The 24,438-nt window shown below is 39.0% G+C and carries 23 protein-coding genes and 1 riboswitch; of the genes, 14 read left to right on the top strand and 9 right to left on the bottom strand.

The window, feature by feature from the left end; genetic code table 11:
- The 7 genes from ACFS5O_RS00955 to ACFS5O_RS00925 all read right to left on the bottom strand — a co-directional run bounded on the left by ACFS5O_RS00955 (position 1) and on the right by ACFS5O_RS00925 (position 8,598).
- A complete protein-coding gene (locus ACFS5O_RS00955; RefSeq protein WP_205724588.1) occupies positions 1-1,758 on the bottom strand; it encodes an ABC transporter ATP-binding protein in 1,758 nt (585 codons plus the stop codon).
- 760 nt (positions 1,759-2,518) lie between these two features.
- Positions 2,519-2,986 (bottom strand): 6,7-dimethyl-8-ribityllumazine synthase, encoded by a 468-nt coding sequence (gene ribH / locus ACFS5O_RS00950; protein ID WP_066239884.1) that lies wholly within the window; start codon positions 2,984-2,986, stop codon positions 2,519-2,521.
- Between the two features lie 15 nt (positions 2,987-3,001).
- Positions 3,002-4,195 (bottom strand): bifunctional 3,4-dihydroxy-2-butanone-4-phosphate synthase/GTP cyclohydrolase II, encoded by a 1,194-nt coding sequence (locus ACFS5O_RS00945; protein WP_205724587.1) that lies wholly within the window; start codon positions 4,193-4,195, stop codon positions 3,002-3,004.
- 11 nt (positions 4,196-4,206) lie between these two features.
- A complete protein-coding gene (ribE, locus tag ACFS5O_RS00940; protein WP_205724586.1) occupies positions 4,207-4,854 on the bottom strand; it encodes a riboflavin synthase in 648 nt (215 codons plus the stop codon).
- Between the two features lie 178 nt (positions 4,855-5,032).
- Positions 5,033-5,180, bottom strand: a riboswitch (FMN riboswitch).
- Between the two features lie 54 nt (positions 5,181-5,234).
- Positions 5,235-6,602: a TrkH family potassium uptake protein gene (locus tag ACFS5O_RS00935; RefSeq protein ID WP_205724585.1), complete on the bottom strand. Its 1,368-nt coding sequence runs from the start codon at positions 6,600-6,602 to the stop codon at positions 5,235-5,237.
- A 103-nt stretch (positions 6,603-6,705) separates the two neighbouring features.
- Positions 6,706-7,782: a hypothetical protein gene (locus tag ACFS5O_RS00930; protein ID WP_205724584.1), complete on the bottom strand. Its 1,077-nt coding sequence runs from the start codon at positions 7,780-7,782 to the stop codon at positions 6,706-6,708.
- Positions 7,783-7,869: 87 nt separating this feature from the next.
- On the bottom strand, positions 7,870-8,598 hold the full coding sequence (locus ACFS5O_RS00925; protein WP_205724583.1) for a YwaF family protein: 729 nt from the start codon (positions 8,596-8,598) through the stop codon (positions 7,870-7,872).
- A 123-nt stretch (positions 8,599-8,721) separates the two neighbouring features.
- Between ACFS5O_RS00925 and ACFS5O_RS00920 the strand changes: the two genes are divergently transcribed.
- The 6 genes from ACFS5O_RS00920 to ACFS5O_RS00895 all read left to right on the top strand — a co-directional run bounded on the left by ACFS5O_RS00920 (position 8,722) and on the right by ACFS5O_RS00895 (position 14,353).
- Positions 8,722-9,342, top strand: a complete 621-nt coding sequence (locus tag ACFS5O_RS00920) for a YhbD family protein (protein WP_205724582.1) — start codon at positions 8,722-8,724, stop codon at positions 9,340-9,342.
- A gap of 20 nt (positions 9,343-9,362) precedes the next feature.
- A complete protein-coding gene (locus ACFS5O_RS00915) occupies positions 9,363-10,148 on the top strand; it encodes a polymer-forming cytoskeletal protein (RefSeq protein WP_205724581.1) in 786 nt (261 codons plus the stop codon).
- A 184-nt stretch (positions 10,149-10,332) separates the two neighbouring features.
- Positions 10,333-11,820, top strand: coding sequence for a spore germination protein (locus tag ACFS5O_RS00910; protein WP_205724580.1), 1,488 nt, complete (start codon positions 10,333-10,335; stop codon positions 11,818-11,820).
- 30 nt (positions 11,821-11,850) lie between these two features.
- The gene (locus ACFS5O_RS00905) at positions 11,851-12,996 is read left to right on the top strand and encodes a Ger(x)C family spore germination protein (RefSeq protein WP_205724579.1); all 1,146 of its coding nucleotides are present in this window, start codon (positions 11,851-11,853) and stop codon (positions 12,994-12,996) included.
- Positions 12,997-13,013: 17 nt separating this feature from the next.
- Positions 13,014-13,244, top strand: a complete 231-nt coding sequence (locus tag ACFS5O_RS00900) for a hypothetical protein (RefSeq protein ID WP_205724578.1) — start codon at positions 13,014-13,016, stop codon at positions 13,242-13,244.
- A gap of 14 nt (positions 13,245-13,258) precedes the next feature.
- Entirely contained in the window at positions 13,259-14,353 is a 1,095-nt protein-coding gene (locus ACFS5O_RS00895; protein WP_205724577.1) for a GerAB/ArcD/ProY family transporter, read from the top strand.
- A gap of 38 nt (positions 14,354-14,391) precedes the next feature.
- Here ACFS5O_RS00895 and ACFS5O_RS00890 read toward each other — a convergent pair whose 3' ends face one another.
- Entirely contained in the window at positions 14,392-15,600 is a 1,209-nt protein-coding gene (locus ACFS5O_RS00890; protein WP_205724576.1) for an MFS transporter, read from the bottom strand.
- A 155-nt stretch (positions 15,601-15,755) separates the two neighbouring features.
- Between ACFS5O_RS00890 and ACFS5O_RS00885 the strand changes: the two genes are divergently transcribed.
- Both ACFS5O_RS00885 and ACFS5O_RS00880 read left to right on the top strand, forming a co-directional pair.
- Positions 15,756-16,112 carry a winged helix-turn-helix transcriptional regulator gene (locus tag ACFS5O_RS00885; protein ID WP_066391295.1) on the top strand — a complete coding sequence of 119 codons (357 nt, stop codon included), beginning with the start codon at positions 15,756-15,758 and terminating at the stop codon, positions 16,110-16,112.
- Between the two features lie 120 nt (positions 16,113-16,232).
- Positions 16,233-17,693: a flavin monoamine oxidase family protein gene (locus tag ACFS5O_RS00880; RefSeq protein WP_205724575.1), complete on the top strand. Its 1,461-nt coding sequence runs from the start codon at positions 16,233-16,235 to the stop codon at positions 17,691-17,693.
- A 66-nt stretch (positions 17,694-17,759) separates the two neighbouring features.
- On the opposite strand, the gene ACFS5O_RS00875 is transcribed toward ACFS5O_RS00880, so the two are convergent.
- Complete coding sequence (locus ACFS5O_RS00875) at positions 17,760-18,281, bottom strand: DinB family protein (RefSeq protein ID WP_205724574.1); 522 nt, start codon at positions 18,279-18,281, stop codon at positions 17,760-17,762.
- Between the two features lie 233 nt (positions 18,282-18,514).
- On the opposite strand from ACFS5O_RS00875, the gene ACFS5O_RS00870 reads away from it, so the two are divergent.
- The 6 genes from ACFS5O_RS00870 to ACFS5O_RS00845 all read left to right on the top strand — a co-directional run bounded on the left by ACFS5O_RS00870 (position 18,515) and on the right by ACFS5O_RS00845 (position 24,430).
- Positions 18,515-19,981 (top strand): SulP family inorganic anion transporter, encoded by a 1,467-nt coding sequence (locus ACFS5O_RS00870; RefSeq protein WP_205724573.1) that lies wholly within the window; start codon positions 18,515-18,517, stop codon positions 19,979-19,981.
- Between the two features lie 332 nt (positions 19,982-20,313).
- A complete protein-coding gene (locus ACFS5O_RS00865; protein WP_066391291.1) occupies positions 20,314-21,069 on the top strand; it encodes a GTP cyclohydrolase II in 756 nt (251 codons plus the stop codon).
- A complete protein-coding gene (gene ribD / locus ACFS5O_RS00860) occupies positions 21,062-22,150 on the top strand; it encodes a bifunctional diaminohydroxyphosphoribosylaminopyrimidine deaminase/5-amino-6-(5-phosphoribosylamino)uracil reductase RibD (protein ID WP_205724572.1) in 1,089 nt (362 codons plus the stop codon). Before ACFS5O_RS00865 ends, ribD begins: the two co-directional genes overlap by 8 nt.
- A gap of 13 nt (positions 22,151-22,163) precedes the next feature.
- Complete coding sequence (locus tag ACFS5O_RS00855) at positions 22,164-22,742, top strand: 5' nucleotidase, NT5C type (protein WP_205724571.1); 579 nt, start codon at positions 22,164-22,166, stop codon at positions 22,740-22,742.
- Between the two features lie 107 nt (positions 22,743-22,849).
- Positions 22,850-23,134 carry a hypothetical protein gene (locus ACFS5O_RS00850; RefSeq protein ID WP_205724570.1) on the top strand — a complete coding sequence of 95 codons (285 nt, stop codon included), beginning with the start codon at positions 22,850-22,852 and terminating at the stop codon, positions 23,132-23,134.
- 231 nt (positions 23,135-23,365) lie between these two features.
- Positions 23,366-24,430: a GerAB/ArcD/ProY family transporter gene (locus ACFS5O_RS00845; RefSeq protein WP_205724569.1), complete on the top strand. Its 1,065-nt coding sequence runs from the start codon at positions 23,366-23,368 to the stop codon at positions 24,428-24,430.
- Positions 24,431-24,438 lie beyond the last annotated feature (8 nt).

The raw sequence follows: 24,438 nt of genomic DNA, 5'->3' as shown, positions 1-24,438 counted from the left end.
CTACACCGCCTTATTATCGTTTAAGTTTTGTTCGATCTGTTGACGTTCGTGTTGTTCTTTATACCAGCCGTCTCTTGCTATTAAATCCTCGTGTCTGCCTTGATCCACGATCGCTCCGTCATCGATCACGATGATCCAATCTGCATGTTCAACTGCTGACAATCGGTGTGTTGTAATAAAAGTGGTTTTCCCAGCGCGTTCTTTACGGATATTACCGATGATCGCCGTCTCCGTTTTCGCATCAACAGCTGAAAGGGCATCGTCTAGGATCAAAATCTCCGGATCTACACACAATGCTCGTGCAATAGACACACGCTGTTTTTGTCCTCCTGATAGGGCCACACCTTTTTCACCGACAAGCGTGTTTAATCCTTCCGGAAGGTACTGAACATCTTTTCTAAAGGATGCCATCTCCATAACATGATTCAGCTTATCAACACCTGCAGTACTATTTCCAAATAAGATATTCTCCTCTACGGTTTTGGAGAAAAGAATAGCATCCTGTGGTACGTATCCGATCCATCCTTGCAAATCTTCTAGAGCGATATCTTCAATGCCCACACCAGAGAATGTAATGTTTCCTTTTCCGGACGGATACTCTCTTAAAAACTGTTTAAGAAGGGTTGTTTTTCCACTTCCCGTTCGGCCAACAATTCCGAGGGTCGCACCTTTTTCAACCTTAACGTTGATGTTTTTTAAGTTATCTGATTCAGAAGAAGGATATCGGAATGTCACATCTTCGAATGCAATCGTTCCTGGATCTTTCAATGGCACAAGGTCTTCTCTATCCTTCACATCCGGCTCGTAGCTAAGCGTCTCATTCACACGATCAAGTGACGCACTTCCACGTTCCATGACATTAATTAGCTCACCGATCGCGATCATCGGCCAGATCAGCATACCTAAGTAAACGTTGAAGGTAACTAGCTCACCTAATGTGATCGCCTTATGGAATACCATGTAAGCTCCATAACCTAAACCGATCAAATAACTGATACCTACTAAAACCTTGATCGTTGGTTCAAATAGCGCATCGATTCTTGATACAGCCAAGTTCTTTTCAAATACATCTTCTGTTACTTTATTGAAACGCTCTACATCCTCTTCCTCTTGAACATAAGCACGAATAACACGTACGCCTTGAATACTTTCCAGAACGGAATCGTTCATTTCTCCAAAAGCGTCTTGCGCAACAGTAAAACGCTGATGTACTTTTTTTCCGTATTTCTTAATGATAAAAGCGATGATCGGCAGTGGAATGAGCGCTGCAAACGTTAATTTCCAACTGATCATGAAACCCATCACAAACAGGATCGTCAGCATGAACAAACTAGAATCTACAAGTGTCAAGATTCCAAATCCAGCAGTCATCGAGATGGCTTTTAGATCGTTTGTTGCACGTGCCATCAAATCTCCTGTTCTATTTTTCTCAAAAAACGTAGGGGTCATCTTTAATAAGTGACGCATAAAACTTGAGCGCATCGAGCGCTCGATGATAAAGGCGCCTCCAAAAAGCTGATACATCCAGATATACATCGTAATGTACATGGAAACGAGAACAGCTACAAAGATTCCAAGAGTCTTCATCATGTCTTCTTTTGTGATCGTGCCCATATGAATGGAGTCAATGATGTTACCGATAAGTTTCGGTGGGATGATCTCAATGATCCCAACGCCAGTCAGCAACACGACTGCAATTGTGTATCGTATCCAATGTTTCTTAAAGAACCATGCTAATTTGCCTAAAACTGAAAACATAATGTCTCTCCTCTCGATCTACCTTTCTTTTAAACAGTTGTTTAACGAAGCTACCCAAAAAGTGTATGATCCTTGCGTTCTAGCCACACATTCAATAATTTTCTTTTCATTTGTTCTCCTCCTCATGTTTAGTGAATCTATTGCAACAAGAAGAGTGATCTCTTCTATGCAAACAAAAATAAAAAAGCATACCATTCGAACTCGGTATGCTTTAAAAATCATAAAAAAACACACGTCACGACTGGGGTGACCTGCGTACAAACATGTATATAGAAATGGCTAGATATGTAGAATAATAATTCTAATACATCTCTTCCGGCAGGCCATGGTATGCAATTGTAGAGTCGTTGTTCATTACAACAGTGACCGCAATTTGAGTAACAATCATTTCTTTCACCATGACACAACCATCCTTTCCATAATTTTGTAGTTTGTAACTTTGGTAATCTTAACACTATTCTAATAACTATGTCAATTGCTTTTAGATATGCTTAAAATTATTTAAATTGCTGTTAATTTATACTTCAGAAGGGTGTCAGGCTAGTCGTTTCAGCCCTCAATCCGAAAGTTTCAGCCCTCAATCCAGAAGTTGTAGCATTTAATCCACGAATTTTTACCTTCAATCCACAAATTTACGCACTCAATCCACGAGTTTTTACTCTCAATCCAAAAGTTACCCTCGAATCGACACCCTTCGACTAACTCAAAAAAAAACCCGCCACTAAAAAAGTGACGGGCTTCCACAAACATGCAACTTATCTTATCCTAATTGACGCGTTAAGTTTGCCATTTCAATCGCAGATACAGCTGCTTCCCAACCTTTGTTTCCTGCTTTCGTTCCAGCGCGTTCGATCGCTTGTTCAATCGAGTCAACGGTTAACACGCCAAAGATTACAGGAACACCGCTCGTCATAGATGCTTGAGCGACTCCTTTTGCTGCTTCATTACATACGTAATCAAAGTGAGGTGTTGATCCGCGAATTACCGCTCCTAGCGTTATAACTGCATCATAGTTACCGCTATCTGCCATCTTTTTCGCGATCAAAGGGATCTCAAACGCTCCAGGCACCCAAGCGATGTCTACATCATCTTCAGAAATACCGTGTCTCTTGAAAGCGTCTTGTGCACCAGATACCAATTTATCAGAAATAAAATCATTAAAACGCCCTGCTACGATCCCTACTTTTAATCCTGTACCAACTAAATGTCCTTCGAATAATTTTGCCATGACTATTCCTCCTATTTAGAAATGAAGCATATGCCCCAATTTGCTCTTTTTTGTTTTTAAATAATCTTCGTTGTTCTTGTTATGTGGCATTTGAAGCGCCACACGGTCTGTCACTTCTAAGTCGTAACCTTTTAATCCAGCAATCTTTCTTGGATTATTCGTCAACAGCTTCATCTTACTGATACCTAGGTCCTTTAAAATCTGAGCACCTATGCCATAGTCACGCAGATCTGGTGCGAACCCAAGCTGTTCATTGGCTTCAACCGTATCTAGACCTTCTTCTTGAAGTTTATAAGCTTTCATCTTATTGATGAGTCCGATGCCGCGGCCTTCTTGTCTCATGTACAGCAGAACACCACGTCCTTCTTTCTCTATCTGAGAAAGTGCTGCATGAAGCTGTGATCCACAATCACATCGAGCAGAACCGAATACATCACCTGTTAGACACTCAGAATGAACGCGTACTAAAACTGGCTCTCCTGTTGTAACATCACCCTTTACCAATGCTACATGTTCTTTTTCATCTAATACATTTGAAAAACCGATCGCTTTAAAATCCCCGAACTCTGTAGGCAGGTTGATCTCTACTTCACGCTTCACCATCTGCTCTGTTTTGTTTCGGTACGTAATGAGGTCTTTGATCGTGATCAGCCTCATATTATGCTGTTTCGCAAGCTCAACAAGTTCAGGAACACGAGCCATCGTTCCATCTTCTTTCATGATTTCACAGATCACACCAGCAGACTTGCTGCCTGCCATTTGAGCGAGATCGATGGCAGCTTCAGTATGCCCTGCTCTTCGCAAGACCCCTCCTTTTTTCCCGATCAACGGAAAAATATGTCCGGGACGCTTAAAATCCGAAGGCATGGAATCTACATTTACTAACTCACGTACGGTTGCCGCTCTTTCTTGAGCCGAAATTCCTGTCGTGGTTGAAATATGATCGACACTTATCGTAAATGCTGTTCCATGTGAATCTGTATTGGTAGTTACCATGGGTGAAAGGTCGAGCTTTATTGCAATTTCCTCAGAGATCGGTGTACAGACTAATCCTCTGCCGTGTGTCACCATAAAGTTAATCGTTTCAGGAGTGATCCCGTCAGCGAGTGCTACAAAGTCTCCCTCATTTTCACGATCTTCATCATCGACTACGATTACAATTTTTCCTTCTTTAAGATCTGCAACTGCTTCTTCTATGGAGTGAAACATGAACTCTCCTCCTAAAATCCGTGCTCTTGCAAGAAATCAAGAGACAGCTTCGATTTTTGTGTAGTTTCTTCTTTCGGCGATAGCATATTGTGTACATATTTTGCGAGCATGTCGCATTCAATGTTCACGATGTCACCCGTGCCTTTCGATCCTAAAATCGTATGTTCTGCTGTATGAGGAATTAAAGAAACCGTTATTGTACTTTCGGTTACCTCAAAGATCGTGAGGCTCGTCCCATCTACACATACAGAGCCTTTTAACATGAAATAGCGCATCAGATGATCAGGCAACGCTATCGTATAGTAGATGGCATTTCTTTCTGGACGCTTCTCAATGATTTTTCCTGTCCCATCCACATGCCCGGAAACAAAATGCCCACCGAACCGGCCACCAGCAGCCATCGCTCGTTCAAGATTGACCGAATCACGGTTGTTTAAGAGGCTCAATGTGGAAGAACGAAACGTTTCAGGCATAACATCTACGGTGAACTCCCTCTTATTAAAAGAAGTCACCGTTAAACAAACACCGTTTACCGCTATACTATCTCCAAGGTTTACATCTTTCAGTACTTCTTCAGCTGTAACGGTAAGTACGATCGTTTCGTTACCTTTAGAAATTGATTTTATCGTCCCTTTTTCTTCAATAATGCCTGTAAACAATAAGATTTCCCTCCCTCGTATGACGTTGATATCATCGTAAATATGCTAAGCAGGAGTCCTTTTTTTCATACAAATAACCCCGGAAACGAATTGTCTCCGGGGTTTTAAAATGTTAAGGATATCACGAAATAAACCTTTAGATATACCTATTTCAAACACAGGTATTCTAAAAGTGTTCACGTTCCTTCTCCCATCCAGACTATACTGTCGGCTTCGGAATTGCACCGAATCCACCGTTTCTGCTACATGCAAAACCGGGTCACGGACTAAGAGGCTCTGGCCTCATCACCGCCGGTTGGGAATTTCACCCGACCCCGAAGGACTTATTTACTTATGTTCATTATAAGTAAACATCAAACTGAATTCAAACGTGATCACTTTTATTGACCAATTATTAATTTTTCTTTCGGATAATGAATATGTTCTGTTACTGTTTTCCCTCGAATGATAAACAAGAAGGATAAGACACCGATCCTACCGATAAACATTAGAAGCATAAGGATCACTTTACCTGTTGCGCTCAACTGGCCTGTAATTCCAGTCGAAAGCCCCGTCGTTCCGAACGCTGAACAAACTTCGAAGAATAAGTACTCGATCGGCATAGGATCGGTAATCGCTAGGATGATGGTGGATGATGTACATAGCACCATCGCTACAATAATGACGATAAATGATTTTTGAATGTCTTCTGGATAGATCTCTCGTTTAAAGATCTTAATCGTGTTTCTACCTTTTGCATAAAACAGGATCGCTAAAAGAGCAACGGCAAACGTTGTTGTTCTGATACCTCCACCGACTGAACTAGGCGAAGCCCCAATAAACATCATGATCGATAGGAAAAGCATAGTTGGTACGGTTAGTTGCGAGATGTCCATCGTAGATAAACCGCCACTTCTAGTGGTTACAGACTGAAACATCGAATAAAAGAACGATTCATGCCAAGACTTACCTTCAAAGAAAGCGTTCATCTCTAACACATAAAAACCTATGGCACCTGTTACAACTAAGATAGCGAATGTAGTTGTAGTGACTTTTGTAAAAAGAGTGAATGTGTAGCGTTCTAGATATTTACGCTCTTTTATAAAATTATTGATTTCGACTAAAACAGGGAATCCGATCGCACCTGATGTAATCAATAACATCGTTACGATTTGAACGAGATAATCGTGACGAAACGGGATTAACGAGCTACCCGTTATATCAAAACCAGCGTTCGTCGTGGCAGTAACTGCCGCGAAAAAGGCGTGGTAAAGCACCTCAACTTCTGTATCATAATAGGACTGAAACAAAATGAAGAACAAAACCGTTCCTACTACTTCAATACCAATGATTAACGCTAAAATTTGCTTCATCAACTGGACGAGTCCAGCAAGTGTTGATTGGTTCTGATCCGTCATGATCAATTGACGTTCTCTCATCCCAATCCTCTTTCCTATCAATAACCAGACGGCTGTACCAAGCGTCATTACACCGATACCACCAATCTGGCAAATTAAAGCGAGCAGTATGACTCCAACGTGATTGAACGTTTCTGAGATACTAACAGAAGTTAGTCCTGTTACACTAACTGCACTCACCGCTGTAAACAGAGCATCGATAAATTTCAACTCTACTCCTTCGTTATGTCCAACCGGCAAGCTTAAGAGGATCGTCGCTACTAGTACGGACAACAAGTAAAAGATAACGATGAGTTGAACGGAAGTGAGGAATGATTTTTTATGTTGTGTAGTTGCTGTATTTTTAAACATATATTTTCACCTGTCGAAAGGATTTTTCTGTAACCTTCTGAAATCTTAACAATAGCATTTCCATTTAACAAGGTGAAATTGAACATTTGCAAAAAAAAGACTGTTAATCTCCTAAGTTACTAGCATCTTCAGCCATTCTCTTGTCAATAAGCCTCATTAATTCAGCCGGTTCATCTACTTTAATAACTACCCTTGTCACGTCCTTCTTAAATCCATATATGATCTCTGACCTTACAGGTATTTTCAAAAGCAACTCAATATTCGGTTTTTCCGGAATAAAATCACTTACTCTTGCTTCAAATGTGTACTTCATTTCAGCTGCACTCAACTCATCTGGCCCTTCATACGTTTTCCATTCTTGAATGTATTTAAACGGAAGATCAAGGCTTTTAATAAATCCTATATTCAATATCAATGAGTGTTCCGTAACAATTACAGGCACTTTTTTCACTGCTTGCATTTGGCCGATAAGAAAGAGAATAGAATAGATGTTTATAAATAATAAAATCAGAGAGACTGTATGGTTCCACTGGCTGAAGAAATAATGAAGACCTACTGATTCAATGATCAGCGCGTGAATCAGCATGAGCTGAAGAGCTACATAACTGGTATTCTTATGATAGGTAAAAGTTTGTTCGTTTATCATAGGTGCTCTGTGCCAGGAGAAGAAGGCATAATAGAGCATCGTAACCTCACTAATGAGGGAATCGATTAGGCGACTTTTCATAAAATGGAGGTTAACTGCCTGTTTGATTCTCAATAAAAATGGTAGTTCACCATTTATTTCTTTGTACGTCTTCTTTACTTTAGGAAGCTTTCTGCACACGATAAACAATAGGTATAGTTCTATAGAGATGAAACCTGCTTCTAGAAGCAAGAGTGCTTTCGGAATCAATGATACAGATTTCATGAGATCATCCGGAATGATCCATGAGGCGAAAGCATAGCTCACTAATGCGACTAGCAGCGTTAGCTTCCATGAGTATCTTTTGCGGATAATAAAGTAGTAGGTAAGTAGAGGAATAACGAGAAGAAAATCAAACATCGAGCCAATGAGCACTGACGTGGGTACTGGTTGAAAATAAGTTGTCTGATATAGAATTACATTGCTTCCAATGATCAATAAACTAAGAAATAGATAAGGTATCCACCTGATCGGCCTATTCATGGTTTTAATCATAATATCCCTCCTCACTTCTATAATACAATAAATTCCATTATTTTCTTCTTTTTCGTATTTTTGTCACAAAAGGTACAAAAAGAGGACCTACGCCTCAAACGGCGGATGGCCCTCTGTCGTGTGATTTAGTTTTTCTTTAACCGGAATAAAAACAAACAGACATAAAAATAAAGCGACTAGCTCTAGTGAAAGGATATACCAAGGATAAGGCCCCATGTAATCCATGAGAGAAGCATTTGATGGTTTTCTTAGCAAGAACATATAATTTGCACCAATCGCTACATCTACAACGTACACACCAAGAGCATAGATGTTCAACCAAAAAAATGATTGGAAAAGAAGCTGCCAGCTAATTGTATAAGACCTGATAATTGCATAGTAAAGAGCTGTCCAAACAATAAAGGCATGCGCCACAAAGTATTGAATAAAACGAAAATGCCATGGTTCCTGAAACAGCTCTGGTGTCAACAATCCTTGTATAGCACCTGTTAAACCAAACAGATAGACAAAAGCAAACAGTCTCCGATTATCCGTTATGAGTAACAACACACATAGTAGAATATTGAAACTACATAGCTGCAAAGGAAGGAAAATATGAATATCCCATAAATTATTGTAAACGGCCCATATGTGATACGTAGTCTCAGAGACGATAAGTCCTGTAATTAAGATCTTCTTCCATATGTGCATCTTCCTAATCCTATTACGGTAGCCATACATGATAATACTTACAAGGAATATAAAAACTAATAAAAGAACATGCTCCCACTGAAACATCTTAAAACCCGAAGCTCCCGCACTAAACCAATTCTCCATTAACCCCTCCACCTTCTACCTAATACTATTCAAAAATCTTTGTGCACTTTCCTTTATAAACTTTTAAAAATTATTTGTACAACGTAACAGTGTTATGTTACATTGTGAACAAGGAGGTTTACAATGGAAAATCTAATCTCAAAAAAGGATCTTTTAGAAGAAGCAAATATCTCCTACGGCCAGCTATACAGATGGAAAAGAAAGAATCTGATTCCCGAGAACTGGTTCATCCGAAAATCCACCTTTACGGGGCAAGAAACATTCTTTCCTAAAGAAGATATCTTGCTGCGCATTGAAAAAATTAAAACGTTAAAAGATGACTTATCACTCGATGAACTAGCTGATATGTTCTCCCCTTCCCCAACACTCACATCATTATCAGCAGAAGAACTTACTAAGCGCAACATTGTTTCACAGACGGCGTTAGATATGTTTAATAATTTTCATGGGCCGAATCAATCCTTCTCATTTAATCAATTAGTAACCCTCTATGTATTGAATTCATTGTTGCAAACAGGCGATGTAAACCGTGCAGAAGGCATTGACTTGTTACAGCTCTTTCACGATCAAGCACAGACCGTTAACAATGCTGGAAGTGAATTAATTTTCATCAGAAAGATGGGCGTCTCTTTTTTTATTCTCACCCCTGAACCAGCCAATCTTTTCATAGAACCTCAAGCTAAAAAAATCGCTCACTACAAAATAAGTCAGTGCATACAAGAACTAAAATTAAAGCTTTCTTAATCATTGAAGGAGGAATAGCCATGGAACGAACTCAGTTAAAAAACATTAGCATTTCTGGATCAGGGACTTCATCTGGTGGCGAGTATGATCAAGTAAAAGTTAACGGATCTGCACATATACACGGTGACCTTATTTGTGAACAGTTCAAATGCAACGGAAGCGCCCATCTTGAAGGAAACATCACAACGGATACTGCTAAGATCAATGGATCCACTCACTTTGAAGGCGATGTAGAAGTGAAGGAAATGACGATTAACGGCAGTACGGATATCGACGGTAACCTTTTATGTGATGAATTAAAGGTTCAAGGCTCTTCTACGATTAAAGGAAATGTTAAAGGAAAAGAAATTATCGTTCGTGGATCTGCCTCTGTAAATGGAAATGTTTCGAGTGACGAAATTGATGTGAAAGGGCAAGTGAAAATAAAAGGAGATTGTGAAGCTGAATCGTTTGAAGCTCGTGGTAATTTTAAAATTGATGGCCTCGTAAATGCAGGTACGATCGACGTGGAACTTTTACGTCATTGTGAAGCAAAAGAAATCGGTGGCGAGAACATCATGGTAAAAAAGACACGTGATGCATCTGGCTTTAAAAAACTAATCAAGTTTTTTATGAGTAACCACAACGATCAACTAACGGCGGAAGTGATTGAAGGCGATAACTTGTACCTTGAACATACACATGCTGAAGTCGTTCGAGGCAACACGGTAGAAATCGGACCTGGCTGTGATATTAAAAGAGTTGAATATAAAACAAGTTTAGAGATTGATCCGGACGCAAAAGTGGGATCACAGGAAAAGATTTAAACTTAATATCTCTTATTCATTTTTAAAGCTACCACACTTGAGGTAGCTTTTTTTGTTTGGCTATTTCGAATTCAATGTTTTAAAAGTAGTTGATCAAAAAATCCTTCAAACCTTTCCATGGTAAATAATGTATAGATTTCTATCCTTCATCAAACATTAAAGGATAAGGCAGGTGTTAATCATCATGGATACAGATACAACAAAAGTGGAAGTTCCCATAAACAAAGACCTTCAAGCAAATGACGAGTATATGCGTAACCTTTATAAAAACTGTGATGACATCAAGATCAGACATTTTCAATTTGGTTCAGATTATAAACAAGAAGCTCTTGTTGTACACTGTGATTCTCTCGTTCAAGAAGAAAAATCGAACCTGCTGCACCAAGTTATCAAGGACATGCCTGATTTTGAGGCAGCCCTCTCTCTCTCTGTTTCCGTTCAGCAGATAAAAGAGTTTTTTGAGAATAAAGGCGTCTCATCAAGGCCAGTCATGCTTTTAAAAAACTACAATGAACTAAATGCCAACATCGTGAACGGCCATATTGTCTTGATTTTCGACAAATGGGACTTAGCACTAAGCTTCGATGCTTCTTCAGTAGAAAAAAGAAGTGTAGCTGAACCACAGAACGAGGTAGTCGTTGTTGGCCCACGAGAAGGAACGATCGAAAACCTTCAAAAGAACCTTGGCTTGATTCGTTCGCGATTAAAAACTCCCGATCTTAAATTTATTTTTAAACAAACAGCTAGCAAGTCTAACACGAAATTTGTTTACGGCTATTTAGATGGAACCGTAAAAAAAGAGATGCTTGAAGAATTTGAATCGAGAATCAACAAGATTAAACAGGAAGAAATTCTAGAAACGTCCTATATCGCTGAATTAATCGAAGAGTCTTCGGTCACCCCCTTTCCTCAATATCGATTTACAGAAAGACCAGATGTGGCTTCAGCATCTTTGTTAGAAGGTAAGATTATTATTTTAATGGAAGGAACAGGAACGATTGTCATCTGTCCTGGCCTCTTTAATGAATTCTTCCAATCTGCTTCAGATTATTATCAACGATCTGTTTTTTCATCGATTATCAGGTTGGTAAGGTTTGTTGGTTTTATTTTGAGCTTAGCTCTGCCTAGCATCTATATCGCTTTGACTACTTTTCATTCTGAACTTATACCGACTGTTTTGTTGATCGCCCTGTTGGATACACGTGAAGGCATCCCCTTTCCTGCAATTATAGAAGCTTTAATCATGCTGTTTTTTTTCGAACTTTTGCAAGAAGCAGGTGTCCGGCTGCCAAAACCCATTGGGTCAACCGTAAGTATCGTTGGAGCATTGATTATCGGAGAAGCTTCTATTAACGCTGGACTCGCCTCTCCGATCATGATCGTGGTAATAGGGTTAACTGGGATCGCTTCCTTTTCTATCCCTTATTATGATTTTGGCTTTGCGGCACGTTTATTGCGAATACCGTTGATGTTTCTTGCGGCAATCATGGGAGGCTTCGGTCTATTCTTAGGATTTATTCTCATATTCCTGCACCTATCCAAATTGCACGTTTTGAAAGAACCTTACCTTGGTACGTTCACACTTAACAGCACCTCCTTACTAAAAGACGGTTTCTTTCGATTGTCATTAAAAAAATTATTGAAACATCGAAGCACAGGTAAAAACGTTTAGGGCGTTTACTTATAAAAAGGTGGGGTTTGTATGCAAAAGTTAATCAAATACATGGTTGCCTCTTCCCTCCTTTTTTTATCCGGTTGCTGGGATCATGCTGAACTTACTGAATATGTTTTCGTCCAATCACTTGCCATTGACCAGAAAAAGGATGGAAGAATTCAACTTACCACTCAGTTTTATAAGCCTGCTCCTAAGATCGCTTCAGCTGGAGGTGGTGGAGAGTCTTATTTCGAGCTTGAAACGGAAGCGAAATCCGTTTTTGATGCGATAAGAGATGTGACCATCCATTTAGGTAGAAAAGCAAACTGGGGACATGTGCGTTTTATTGTTATAAGTGAGAGAGTGGCTAGAAAACAAAACCTCGGTTCTGTTCTAGACTTCTTTTTCCGAGATCATGAGCCAAGACTCTTAACAGGAGTTGCAGTTACAGAGGGAACTGCTGCTGACTACATCAAAGTAAAACCTCATGTTGAAAATACAGTAAGTGAACAGTTAAATGAGGTGACGAAAACCGGGAGTAAATTCAGTGCAAAAACGTACCCTGCGAATTTATTTTCGATTGGTAAGCAGCTTCACAGCGAGGTCGATACGGTCTACGCCCCTTTCCTAAAAAAGGAAAAAGATAGAGAAAAAAGCATCTACGTAGATGGACTGACTATCTTTAAAAACGGAAAACTAAAGACGATTATTTCAAATAAAGAAACGAAGTCACTCATGCTAGCTCTCAATGATTTTCAATTTGGTATTATCGGTATCACTTGTAAAGGAAGTAAATTGCACGAATCATTCGAAATTACGGAATCTCATACCAATTCATCTCTTAAAATAAAAAACGGAGTAGTCCATTACTCTCTTCAACCAAAGCTTCAAGCTAGTATAGGAGAATTAGAATGCTCGACGATCGAAACGAAACAACAACTAGAGGTTGTTCATAAAAAATTAGAAAAACAAGTGAACAGGAACATGATGGCATTATTAAAGCAATCACAAAAAAAGAATATCGACATGATTGGTTTGGGAAACCACATCTATCGCTCAAACCCGAAAGAATGGCAACGAATGAAAAAAGAAAAAGTACCGTACTACAAAAATGCCGTCTTTCATGTTAAATCAGAAGTTAACATCTTGAATACTGGGACAGATATAAGCAAACCTTTTCACAAAAAAAATTAGAACGATGAGGAATCGCGATGATTGAAAAACTCATTATAGGAAGCTTGATCGTTTTATTGTACTTCGACTATCAAACGATCAAACAAGATAACAAATCAAAAAAAATCTATTTATTGCTCTCCATTCCTGCAGGATACATGCTTTATTCTTATCTAACTGGACGAAACCTTCCTAACTTAGATGATGGATTTCAGTTAATCGTTGGTCCTATGGCTGAAGCGATCACCTCATGGCTACAAGTAAAATAATAAGGAGTACCTTTATGCACACAGGAAAAATTAGTTATTGGCAGATGGCAGTCTTATTTCAAGTGTATATGACAGGTTCAGCTCTCATTAATATCCAAGGGCCTATGTTGGCTGCTGCTCATAACAGTGCCTGGTTCGCCATGCTTCTCGCTAACTTAGTTGGTTTTGTCATCTTATTTCTTGTATTATCGCTTCATAATGAGTACCCTGATCAATGTTATGTGAATCAAGTTCGCCTAACCCTCGGAAACGTAATGTCTTATGTAATCATCATTCCTTTATTCTTAGTCATGTTGTATATCACAGCAAACATTGTTTATGGCATGGGTCAATATTTTACAACATCGATGATGAGAGAAACCCCACTCTTTATCTTTCACTTGTTCATTTTAATCACTAGTAGCTTAACCGCAAAAGCTGGAATCGAAGTGATGGGTCGCATGTTTCATCTATTGATGTACATTTTGCTATTCATATTCATCATCATGTTAATTCTGCCCTACAACACGTATGAGATCACCAATCTTCTTCCTTTAGCTCCATTAGGTTTTAAACCGATTCTACACGGCGTTTATGTCGGTATTGGATTTCCTTATATGGATGTTCTCTTTTTTGCTATGATCATCTATCTGGTAAAGCAAAAACCCGGGCAGTCTATCAACAAATGGCTCTATTTAGGACTATTCATTAATGGAATCGTACTCAGCTTAACCATTCTCTGTTCGTTATTAGGACTTGGCACTTTAGTGTTTCTAAAGAAATTTCCGCTTCATGTTCTTGCTCAGTTGATCAGCATTGGAGAGATTGTTGAACGTGTAGAAGCAGTATTTGGCATCGCATTAATTCTAGGAACGTACATGAAGATCTCCTTATTACTTTTTATACTTGATCAATCTCTTTCTACGTTATTTAAAGTAAAAGCTGCACACTTTATTAATATCATCACAGTCGTCGTGTTCTTACTTTCTCTTACGATGTACAAAAACGAAATCGAATTAGGTGAATCTGGATCTTTCTTGCAGACCCCTGTAACGTTTATTTTTGGATTTTTGCCCCTTTTATTTGTAGTGATTGTGGCTAAAGTGAAGAAAAATAAAAAAACAGCTTAAAAAGAAGGCAACCAAATTGGCTGCCTTCTTTTTTAACTTTATACCGTTCTTTTTTCAAGTGATGCGCTCCATGCAGTCAAGAGAACAGCACCAAATACCATCACTCCGCCAATCCAAGGTGTGTGAATAATACCGATCGAATCGACGATCAGTCCTCCAACTGATGCTCCAATCGCGATACCTAAATTAAATGCAGCAATATTGATGGCTGACGCAACATTTACCGCAGATGGTACATATCTTTCAGCCAATTTCACAACATAAACTTGTAGACCTGGCACATTCATAAACGCTAAAAGTCCTAATAAGAAAATCGTAATCGTCCCAGCAATTTTAAAAGGTGCTGTAAATGTTAAAATCACTAGAATAACGGCTTGAACAACAAACATCCAAAATAAAGCTTTGATCGGATTCTTATCTGCGGCTTTACCTCCTACCGTATTCCCGATCGCGACAGCAATTCCGTATCCTAACAAAATCCAGCTGACTGCTTTAGGAGCATAGCCTGTTACATCTTCTAGGATCGGTGCTAAATACGTAAATGCTACAAACGTTCCACCATAACCAAGAGCTGTAATCGCAAAAGCTAATAATAAGCGACCGTTTTTAATGATCTTGAGTTGATCTTTTAAGCTTGATGGCGGTGCTTCTTTCAGATTCTTTGGAACCAAAATAGCACTAGCGATAATCGCAACAACACCTAGTAGAGCAACTGCCCAAAACGTAGCTCTCCATCCGAAGGTTTGTCCGATAAATGTTCCAAGTGGAACCCCTGTTACCGTAGCAACAGTAAGCCCTGTAAACATGAATGCGATCGCACTTGCACGTTTATGTTCAGGAACAAGATCCGCTGCGATCGTTGCACCTATTGAGAAGAAAACACCATGAGAAAAGGCTGTAATGAATCGCGCGATCAATAGCAGCGTAAAACTTGTAGATATTGCTGCAACCATGTTACCTGCAATAAAAACGACCATTAACAGAAGTAACAACGTCTTTCTGTTCATTTTATTCGTTAATGCTGTAAGAACGGGTGCTCCGAATGCCACACCCATCGCATATCCAGATATGAGTAATCCTGCGAGCGTGATCGAAATGTTAAGATCAGAGGCTAATGAAGATAAAAGTCCTACAGGTACAAACTCAGTTGTACCAATACCAAATGCCGAAATGGCTAATGCTAATAACGCGGGAAAACCACCTTTTGACTTCGATGCGTTTTCCGTTTGAACGGCTGTTGAATTCATCTATTGTTCCCTCCATTAATTTTTAGTTGGTGAATGAACTAGTCATTCGGATGACTTGATGCTATTATGAAATATACGCAAACTAAAAGTAAGTACGCACTTTTAAGTAATGTAGGTACTTTTAAGTAACAATTAAGGGATAGAGGTGATTATGGATGAAAAAATACAACATACCTGTTGAAGCTGCATTAGAAGTGATCGGCGGAAAGTGGAAAGTCGTGATCCTCTGCCATCTTATAAAAGATAAACGAAGAACCGGTGAGTTGAAGCGATTAATGCCAGGAATCACACAAAAGATGCTCACACAGCAACTTCGAGAACTAGAAGACGACGGAGTAATCCTTCGTGAAGTTTATAATCAGGTTCCACCACGTGTTGAATACTCTTTAACTGATTACGGTTGGTCGTTAAAAGGGATCTTGGATTCACTCTGCGCTTGGGGTGAGCAACATATCGAGAAGACTTATCCGAATAAAGATGATGTTTTAGTTCAGACAGAGGAACTCGTATAAATTTAGAGAAATGGCAGCCATCATTGGCTGTCATTTTTAGTTTTAATTACAAAATAATATTCTTTAATAAATTTTAATACATTGTTAAAAGGAATGAACGTTCATTTAGGGGGACTTGTGATGAATTCAAACCGTTTAACAGTTGAGAGAATGCTGGATATTATACAGAACGGTTTACCCATGACAAGCTCTCCAAAAAGGATGATTGTCGTTGGTGCAGGAATGGCCGGGCTTGTCGCAGCCACACTTTTAAAGAACGCTGGACACGAGATCATCCTTCTAGAGTCTACTCACAGAGTTGGCGGGCGTATTTACACAGTCAGATCACCTTTTACCCACGGTAACTATTACGAAGCAGGTGCGATGCGAATTCCTGAGATGCATAAACTTGTTTTAGCATATATCGAGAAGTACAACCTAGAGATTAATGAATTCGTAAACAGCAATCCTCATGACCTTCTTTTAGTCAATGGCATTCGGACCACCTATAATGCTTATGAGAAAAATCCTGATATCTTAGGATTTCCAGTCTTAGAAAATGAAAAAGGAAAAACGGCTGAAGAGCTGATTGCTTATGCCGTTCAGCCGATTGCAGATTTCATAGATCGTGATCCTGATAATAACTGGCCGATCATCATTCAGAATTTTCAACAGTACTCCCTTGATAACTATCTACGTAATAACCCTTACGGAAGATCTTTATCAGCTGGAGCTATAGATATGATTAAAGTACTCCTGTCACTAGAGGGGCTTCCGGAGCTCTCTCTTTTAGAGATGCTTCGAGATATTTTAATCATCTTTAAAAAACCTCCACTCAAATATTTTGAAGTAACAGGCGGCTACGATCAGCTGCCTCGTGCTTTTCTTCAAGAACTACGGCATCATATCTATTTTGGACAGAAGCTAACTCGCCTTGTGCAGACAGAGTCTACCGTTAAACTATATACAGAAAGTCCTCAAACACTACATCGTTTTTCATTTGAAGCAGACAAAGTTTTAATTACCTTGCCTTATTCCGTTCTTAATTTTGTGGATTTTGAACCATACGATTCGCTCTCCTATTTAAAAAGAAAAGCGATTCGGGAACTTCATTATGTACCCTCGATTAAGATTGGCATTGAATTTAAACATCGCTTTTGGGAAAAAAATGGCCTTTCTGGTGGAAAAACTGTCACTGATCAAGCAACACGTTTCACTCATTATCCGAGTCATATCCGTCAAGACATCCCATCCGGTGTCGTGATTGGAAGTTATACGTGGGAAGATGATACGTTTCCTTGGAGAAGTTCGTCAAATGAGATGAAGATTAAAGAAACATTAAAATATCTCGCACAGTTTCACGGAGATCACATCTATCAACATTTTGTTACAGGGTTTAGCCATGATTGGTCAACAGACCCCAATGCAGGTGGATGCTTTACCATGTTTAAGCCCTACCAAGAATTAGAGTTATTTGAAGCGATTAAAGCGCCTGAAGGAAGACTGCATTTTGCAGGGGAACATACAACACTCAAGCATGGATGGGTGGAAGGAGCCGTGGAATCGGGGGTCAGAGCTGCGATTGAGATGAACGTCATTTAGCCCTTCAATATGTACACAAAAACGAGCTGATCTCATGTGAGGTCGGCTCGTTTTTTAAACAAATGTTTAATTTTTCGATAAGTATCGCTCTCCTATAATGTTACGATGGTGTATTTCATGACCTGCTATAATCATCATTAGGGCACGAGTGCTAACTGGATGACCATTTGCTGTTCCTTTCCTTTCTAAAGCCTTTTTGCTCAAACTCTTAATAAGCTGGATTGTCGCCAAGCGAACTGATACAAAATGTTCCAATAAATCTCTTACCGGAATATCATCAAAGCCTGCTTCCTCTACATAAGCATTTTCATCATATCCAGGAAGTGAGGTTGTTTCCCCTCGTGCGATCGATAATAAACGATAGCTCATGATCCTCTCCGTATCTGTAATATGGCCGACTACTTCTTTGACGCTCCACTTCCCTGCTGCATATCGGTAGGAAAGCTGCTCATCATCTAACATGCTGACGATTTCCACTGTATCTTTCATTTGATCTGATAGGATTTGAATGATATCCCCTTCAGGTACTAACTCTACATACCCCTTATAATAATCTGCATACTCATATCCTTCTGATTTTTTATCCATATCCTCATCCCTTTCCTTTATGTATAACGTATAGTTGTATTTTTCTACTAAAGCTATGAAAAAACAAGAAATTCACGATAAACGTGAGAAAAAACCATATTTACGCGCTTACATTCCGTTACTTCCTTTCTTTTATCCATGTTATAATCAAACCCGTTGACATCGGACCCGACTTTCATGAGAGTTGAAAGTCAAAAAACAGTTTTCAAAATATAGAAAGAGGTGTGTTATTGTTGGATTACAATAAAATAAAACAGGAGTGGTTCGGGAACATTCGAGGAGATGTTCTTGCAGGACTTGTAGTCGGATTGGCTCTTATTCCAGAGGCGATCGCTTTCTCCATCATTGCAGGTGTAGACCCTATGGTTGGTTTATATGCCTCATTTTGTATTGCCGTTGTAATTGCCTTTTTAGGTGGAAGACCTGGAATGATATCAGCCGCAACTGGAGCTATGGCTCTTGTCATGGTAACTCTTGTTGCAGAACATGGACTGCAATACCTTTTAGCAGCAACCGTTCTTACAGGTGTGATTCAAATTCTAATCGGGGTATTAAAGCTCGGTAAATATATGAAATTCATCCCTAGATCTGTGATGGTCGGATTTGTTAATGCGCTAGCCATTCTCATATTTACTGCTCAGCTCCCACATTTCGTAGGAGAATCATGGGTCATGTACGCGATGGTCGCGGGGGCATTAGCCATCATTTATCTTTTTCCGAAAGTGACAAAAGCGGTTCCGTCTCCTCTTGTCGCCATAATCGTAATCACGATCATTGCAGTAATATCAGGGTCAACTGTTCGAACTGTCGGTGACATGGGTGAATTAACTCAAGCTCTACCATTGTTCTTAATTCCTGATATCCCCTTAACGCTTGAAACGTTTCAGATTATCTTTCCATACTCATTTGCTCTAGCCCTTGTTGGACTTTTAGAGTCTCTATTAACCGCACAGATCGTAGATGATATGACAGATACGGATAGCGATAAGAACAGGGAAGCAAAAGGACAAGGAATCGCTAACATTATTGCGGGATTCTTTGGAGGTATGGCCGGCTGTGCGATGATCGGGCAATCTGTTATCAATGTTAAATCAGGTGGTAGAGGAAGACTTTCTACATTTGTTGCTGGGGCATTCTTAATGATTCTTATAATCTTGCTTAACGACTTGCTCTCGATGATTCCAATGGCAGCTTTAGTTGGAGTTATGATCATGGTATCCATTGGTACCTTTGATTGGTCTTCTATAACAAAACTTTATAAGATGCCTAAGACCGATGCTGCGGTTATGATCGTAACAGTCGTTACAGTTGTGCTCACTCATGATCTTTCAAAAGGCGTTCTAGCCGGTGTTATCTTAAGTGCCCTGTTCTTTGCGGCTAAGATTTCAAAAGTTGAGATATCTTCTAATATGGATAACAACACCAAAGTATATGTAGTAAAAGGTCAGTTATTCTTTGCATCGGTAACAGATTTCGTTTCTCAGTTTGACTTCTCAGAACGTGTCGAGCTTGTTACGATCGACTTGTCACATTCTCATGTTTGGGATGATTCTGCTGTAGGTGCCATTGATAAAGTCGTTCTAAAATACCGCCAGAACCAAACAGACGTTCAAATTATTGGTCTAGATGCCTCTAGTAACAAACTTGTAAAAAAATTAGCTGTTTACGATAAGCCAGAATCTAATATCATCGCTCATTAACTTTTTATAAGATACACTTCATGGTGTATCTTTTTTTACGGATTTTTAGCCCCATACATAAGACCTCCCCTCTTTAAAAGGTAACTTTTTAGGACAATTAGTCTAATATCCAATCTTTTTTTTTACATCTACATAAAATAAGAACAGATATATCCATTTTTAAAATCAATAGAAAAATGCAATGGGATGGATCTCTCGATTATTTGGTTTCCATGCTTTTTTTTTCCATTGAGAGCAAAACACTACTTTCAATCGAATTATCTGGTATAAAATAAACATATTCACCGAAGTAACCGACAAAATACGTATGAACTATAAAAAGGGGTATAAGTATGTTACAAAGTAAAAACTTAAAGCAAAAAGTTCTTTCCATACTTGAAGATAAAATACAACTTATAAAAAAAGACGAAGGTGCGATTTATTTAGTTGGTCCCATTCGTCTGCCTGTTAATCTTTATGGAGATACCGTTGTTTTCAACTGGTACTGCTGGCTTGAAGGCTGCGAACAGACAGAAAACTTTGAAGAAGTGATCGACAAGCTTTCCTCTGCCAACTTGGCAGAATATCAGCAATCCAGTGTTTTAGTTTATGGTGACTTTGCGTACAATGATGAAGCGCTTATTCGCATGCACTCCATCTGTCACACTGGTGATATTTTTGGTAGCAAACGATGTGACTGCGGATACCAGTTAAAGCAGTCGATGAAGATGATTGTAGAACATGGGACTGGTGCACTCTTTTATTTAGCAAACCATGAAGGCCGTGGTATCGGTCTATTTAGTAAAGCGATGGCTTACCTCCTTCAGGAAAGTGGACAAGATACTGTAGAGGCGAACGAAAGTCTTGGATTTGTAGATGATTCCAGAAATTACGAAGACGCTATTGAAGTATTAAAAGCATTGCGTTCAAAACCTGTTACACTCATTACAAACAATCCGAAAAAATTAGAAGCACTTCATCAAGCTGGTCTTTCTGTTACAGCAAGAGCACCGATTTGGGGTGACGTTTCTGAATACAACGAGAAGTATCTTCAAACCAAGATTAAGCGATCTGGTCATCTAGATGAAGGAGTATTCACGAATGAGTAGTCACGAATTCTACATGCAACTCGCCCTAAATAATGCACGAGCGATGAAAGGTCAAACAGATCCCAACCCTTTGGTGGGGTCTGTAATCGTAAATCACAACGAAATCGTTGGGGTTGGTACACACCTTAAAGCTGGTGAACCTCACGCTGAAATTCATGCCATTCGTATGGCTGGAGAGAAAGCGAGAGGCGGTACGATATATGTTACACTTGAACCCTGCTCTCACCACGGACGAACGGGACCTTGTGCTGTAGCGATCGTAGAAGCTGGAATTAAGAAAGTAGTCATCGCTGCATTAGATCCGAATCCGCTTGTATCCGGAAAAGGCGTACAAATTTTAAAAGATGCTGGGATTGAAGTGGAAACTGGAATACTTCAAGAGGAATCAGAGCGAATGAATGAAGTGTTTAACAAGTTTATCGTTCAGAAAATCCCTTTTGTAACTTTGAAATCTGGCATCACGCTTGATGGAAAGATTGCGAGTCATACGAATAACAGCAAATGGATCACATCACCAGAAGCACGAGTAGATGTTCATAAATTGCGAAATGAAAATCGAGCTATACTTGTTGGTGTTAATACGGTTATTCATGATGATCCAGAATTAACGACTCGAATTCCAAACGGACGCAACCCACTTCGAGTGATCATGGATTCGACACTTAAGATCCCTCTACAGGCTAAAGTGGTAACAGACCATCTAGCGGAAACCTGGGTATTTACAACCGAAAATCACAACAAGCAAAAAAAGCTACAACTCGAAGCTCAAGGTGTAAAAGTTTTCATTGCAGGTGAATCACGCGTTGACCCGCTTGAAGTTTTAAAAACACTAGGAAGTAATCTGATCTCTTCCCTTTTGATCGAAGGTGGAGGTACGATTAACGCAGCTTTTCTAGAAAACAAGCTTGTTGATAAAGCCGTTTTTTACATCGCACCTAAACTAATCGGTGGACAGCATTCACCATCATTTTTTGGTGGGACTGGAATCGAAAAAATGTCTGATGCTATCCAGCTGAAAGATCTTACAGTTACACAAATCGGCCCTGATTATAAGTTTACAAGTTATCCTAAATACGAATAAGAGGTATATATACATGAGATTTGGTTTTGACATTGATGATACACTGATTAATCTTCGCCAACATGCCTTTCATATCTACAATAGAAAATTAAAACAAGATGTTCCAATCGATGTTTTTGACACGATTGAAACTCTGGAGATTCACGAACCGTTCGGTCTCTCCAAAAAGGAAGGCAATCAGATGTGGATTGATTCTATGGAAGAGATTTATTTCACAGATTGTCCTGCTTATCCTGATGCCATTGAAGTGTTACAAGAACTCGATAGAGAGGGTCATGAGATTTTCTACATCACAGCAAGACCTGCAGAACATTGTGAAGAAACAAAGAAATGGGTCGAGAATGCTGGATTCCCTGTTCAAGAAGGTCGTTTCTTCTGTGGAATGAAAGATGAGGAGAAAATTCATACGATCAAAGATCTGAAGCTGGACTTTTACTTTGATGATAAGCCTAATGTCTTAAATACGCTAACGGAAGAGCCTGTTCAGCTATATGTTAGACATCAGAATTACAACAAACATTTGGACATGCCTCGTTTGACGAATTGGTCTGAATTAAAAGATATCATCGAAAAACATAGCAACAAAAAATAGGACGCAGTCATTTGTTTGATGTTTCTTAAGATAGCACGTTAAAAAACGTGCTGTTTTTTTATACGCTCGTTTTGGTGTATGGTAATAAGACTGGAGGTTATAATGATATGCTGCTATTCTTATTGCTTTGTTTACTCACTGCAGGTTTTTTTATAGAGATCTTTCAAAAGCATATTTTAAGGGTGAAAGACCCTGATATTCATGAATTGTGGGCAGAGCTAGAAAACGAAGAATGGTTCCAAGAATTAAACGATATCCCTGAGACCAAGAAGTGGATTGAACTAGATAAACAGAACGGCTTATTGAAAGATTCCTATTATGTACGAAAAATAATTGATCAAGGCGGACATCGTGAAGGTTACATACGCTACATATTAGATAAAACGAAGTAATGGCTCAAACAAAAGGTTGATCTTTTGTTTGAGTTTTTTCGTTTGCCTGACTGGTCCATTAGCAACTTGCGGAATTAAGTTGAAAATTTGCGGGATTCCATCCAAAATTCACGGGAAAAACTATAAACTAACGGAAAAAAATGTGATTAGCTTAAGAATTGTATTTACCTATAGAATAATGCCTTTGAGTTAAAACAATACTAATTCATATTCAATTAACCGGAGGAACGTATGAGAATTCAACCTGGTGTAGCTCCAATTCATATTTATGTTCTTTTAATTCTTTCATCCGGCCTCGTAAATCATGTTCTGATTATACCCGTCATCTTATCAGCTTCAGGAAGAGATGCTTGGGTAAGTATTCTTCTTTCAATTATTCCTTACATCCTTTTTATTTTGCTTATTGGTTCGGTTTTAAAAAAAATAGGAAATCAAAATATTATAGATTTTATAAAAAAACGACTCAGTCCTGTCCCTGTCTATCTGCTCAGCGGTGTATTTATCCTTTACTTTTTCTTAAATGCTACAATCACTTTCCGAGATACCATTACATGGACAAAAACAAATTATTTAATGGATACCCCAGCTCTTGTCCTATGTATTTTATTAGGCGTGCTCTGTTTTTTTGGGACTTATAAAGGACTTCAGGAGTTAAGCATGGTAGCTTTGATCGCCTTACCTTTAGTTGTAACATTCGGTTTCTTTATTGCGATTGGAAACATTCCGCATAAAGACTATTCCATGTTATTGCCGATTGCAGAAAATGGCTGGTCTCCTGTGTTAAAAGGCGGAGTTTATGTTTTATCAGGGTTGACAGAGTTAAGTACGCTTTTATTTCTTGTACATCACACTCATAAAATGCTTAAGTGGAAACACATCATTTTTGTAAGTTTTGTTTTAGTGGGTCTTATGTTAGGACCGACAATGGCAGCCATTGCAGAGTTTGGCCCTTACGAAGCCAACAAATTGAGATACCCTGCTTTCGAGCAATGGAAGCTTCTAACGATTAGCAAAGAGATTACCAGGATGGACTTCCTTTCCATCTTCCAATGGATTTCTGGTGCTTTTATTAGAGTAAGTCTATTGATGTACTTAGTTACAAAATTGATTGATGTAAAAAAACACAGGATATGGCTAGTTGCTTCCCTATATATACTTGCGATTGCTTATGCCCTTGCTCCTATATCAAACATCTCTGTTTTTAACTTTTTGTATCATTACTTCTTTCCGATACAGATGTATGTGATGATGCCAATTATAACGATATTCTGTCTTTATGTTCTAGTTAAGAAATGAGGAATCTG

The organism is Fictibacillus nanhaiensis, from assembly GCF_042686385.1.
GTDB lineage: Bacteria > Bacillota > Bacilli > Bacillales > Fictibacillaceae > Fictibacillus > Fictibacillus nanhaiensis.
Note: the sequence above shows the minus strand (reverse complement) of the source record. Positions and strands in the feature narration are given on the sequence as shown.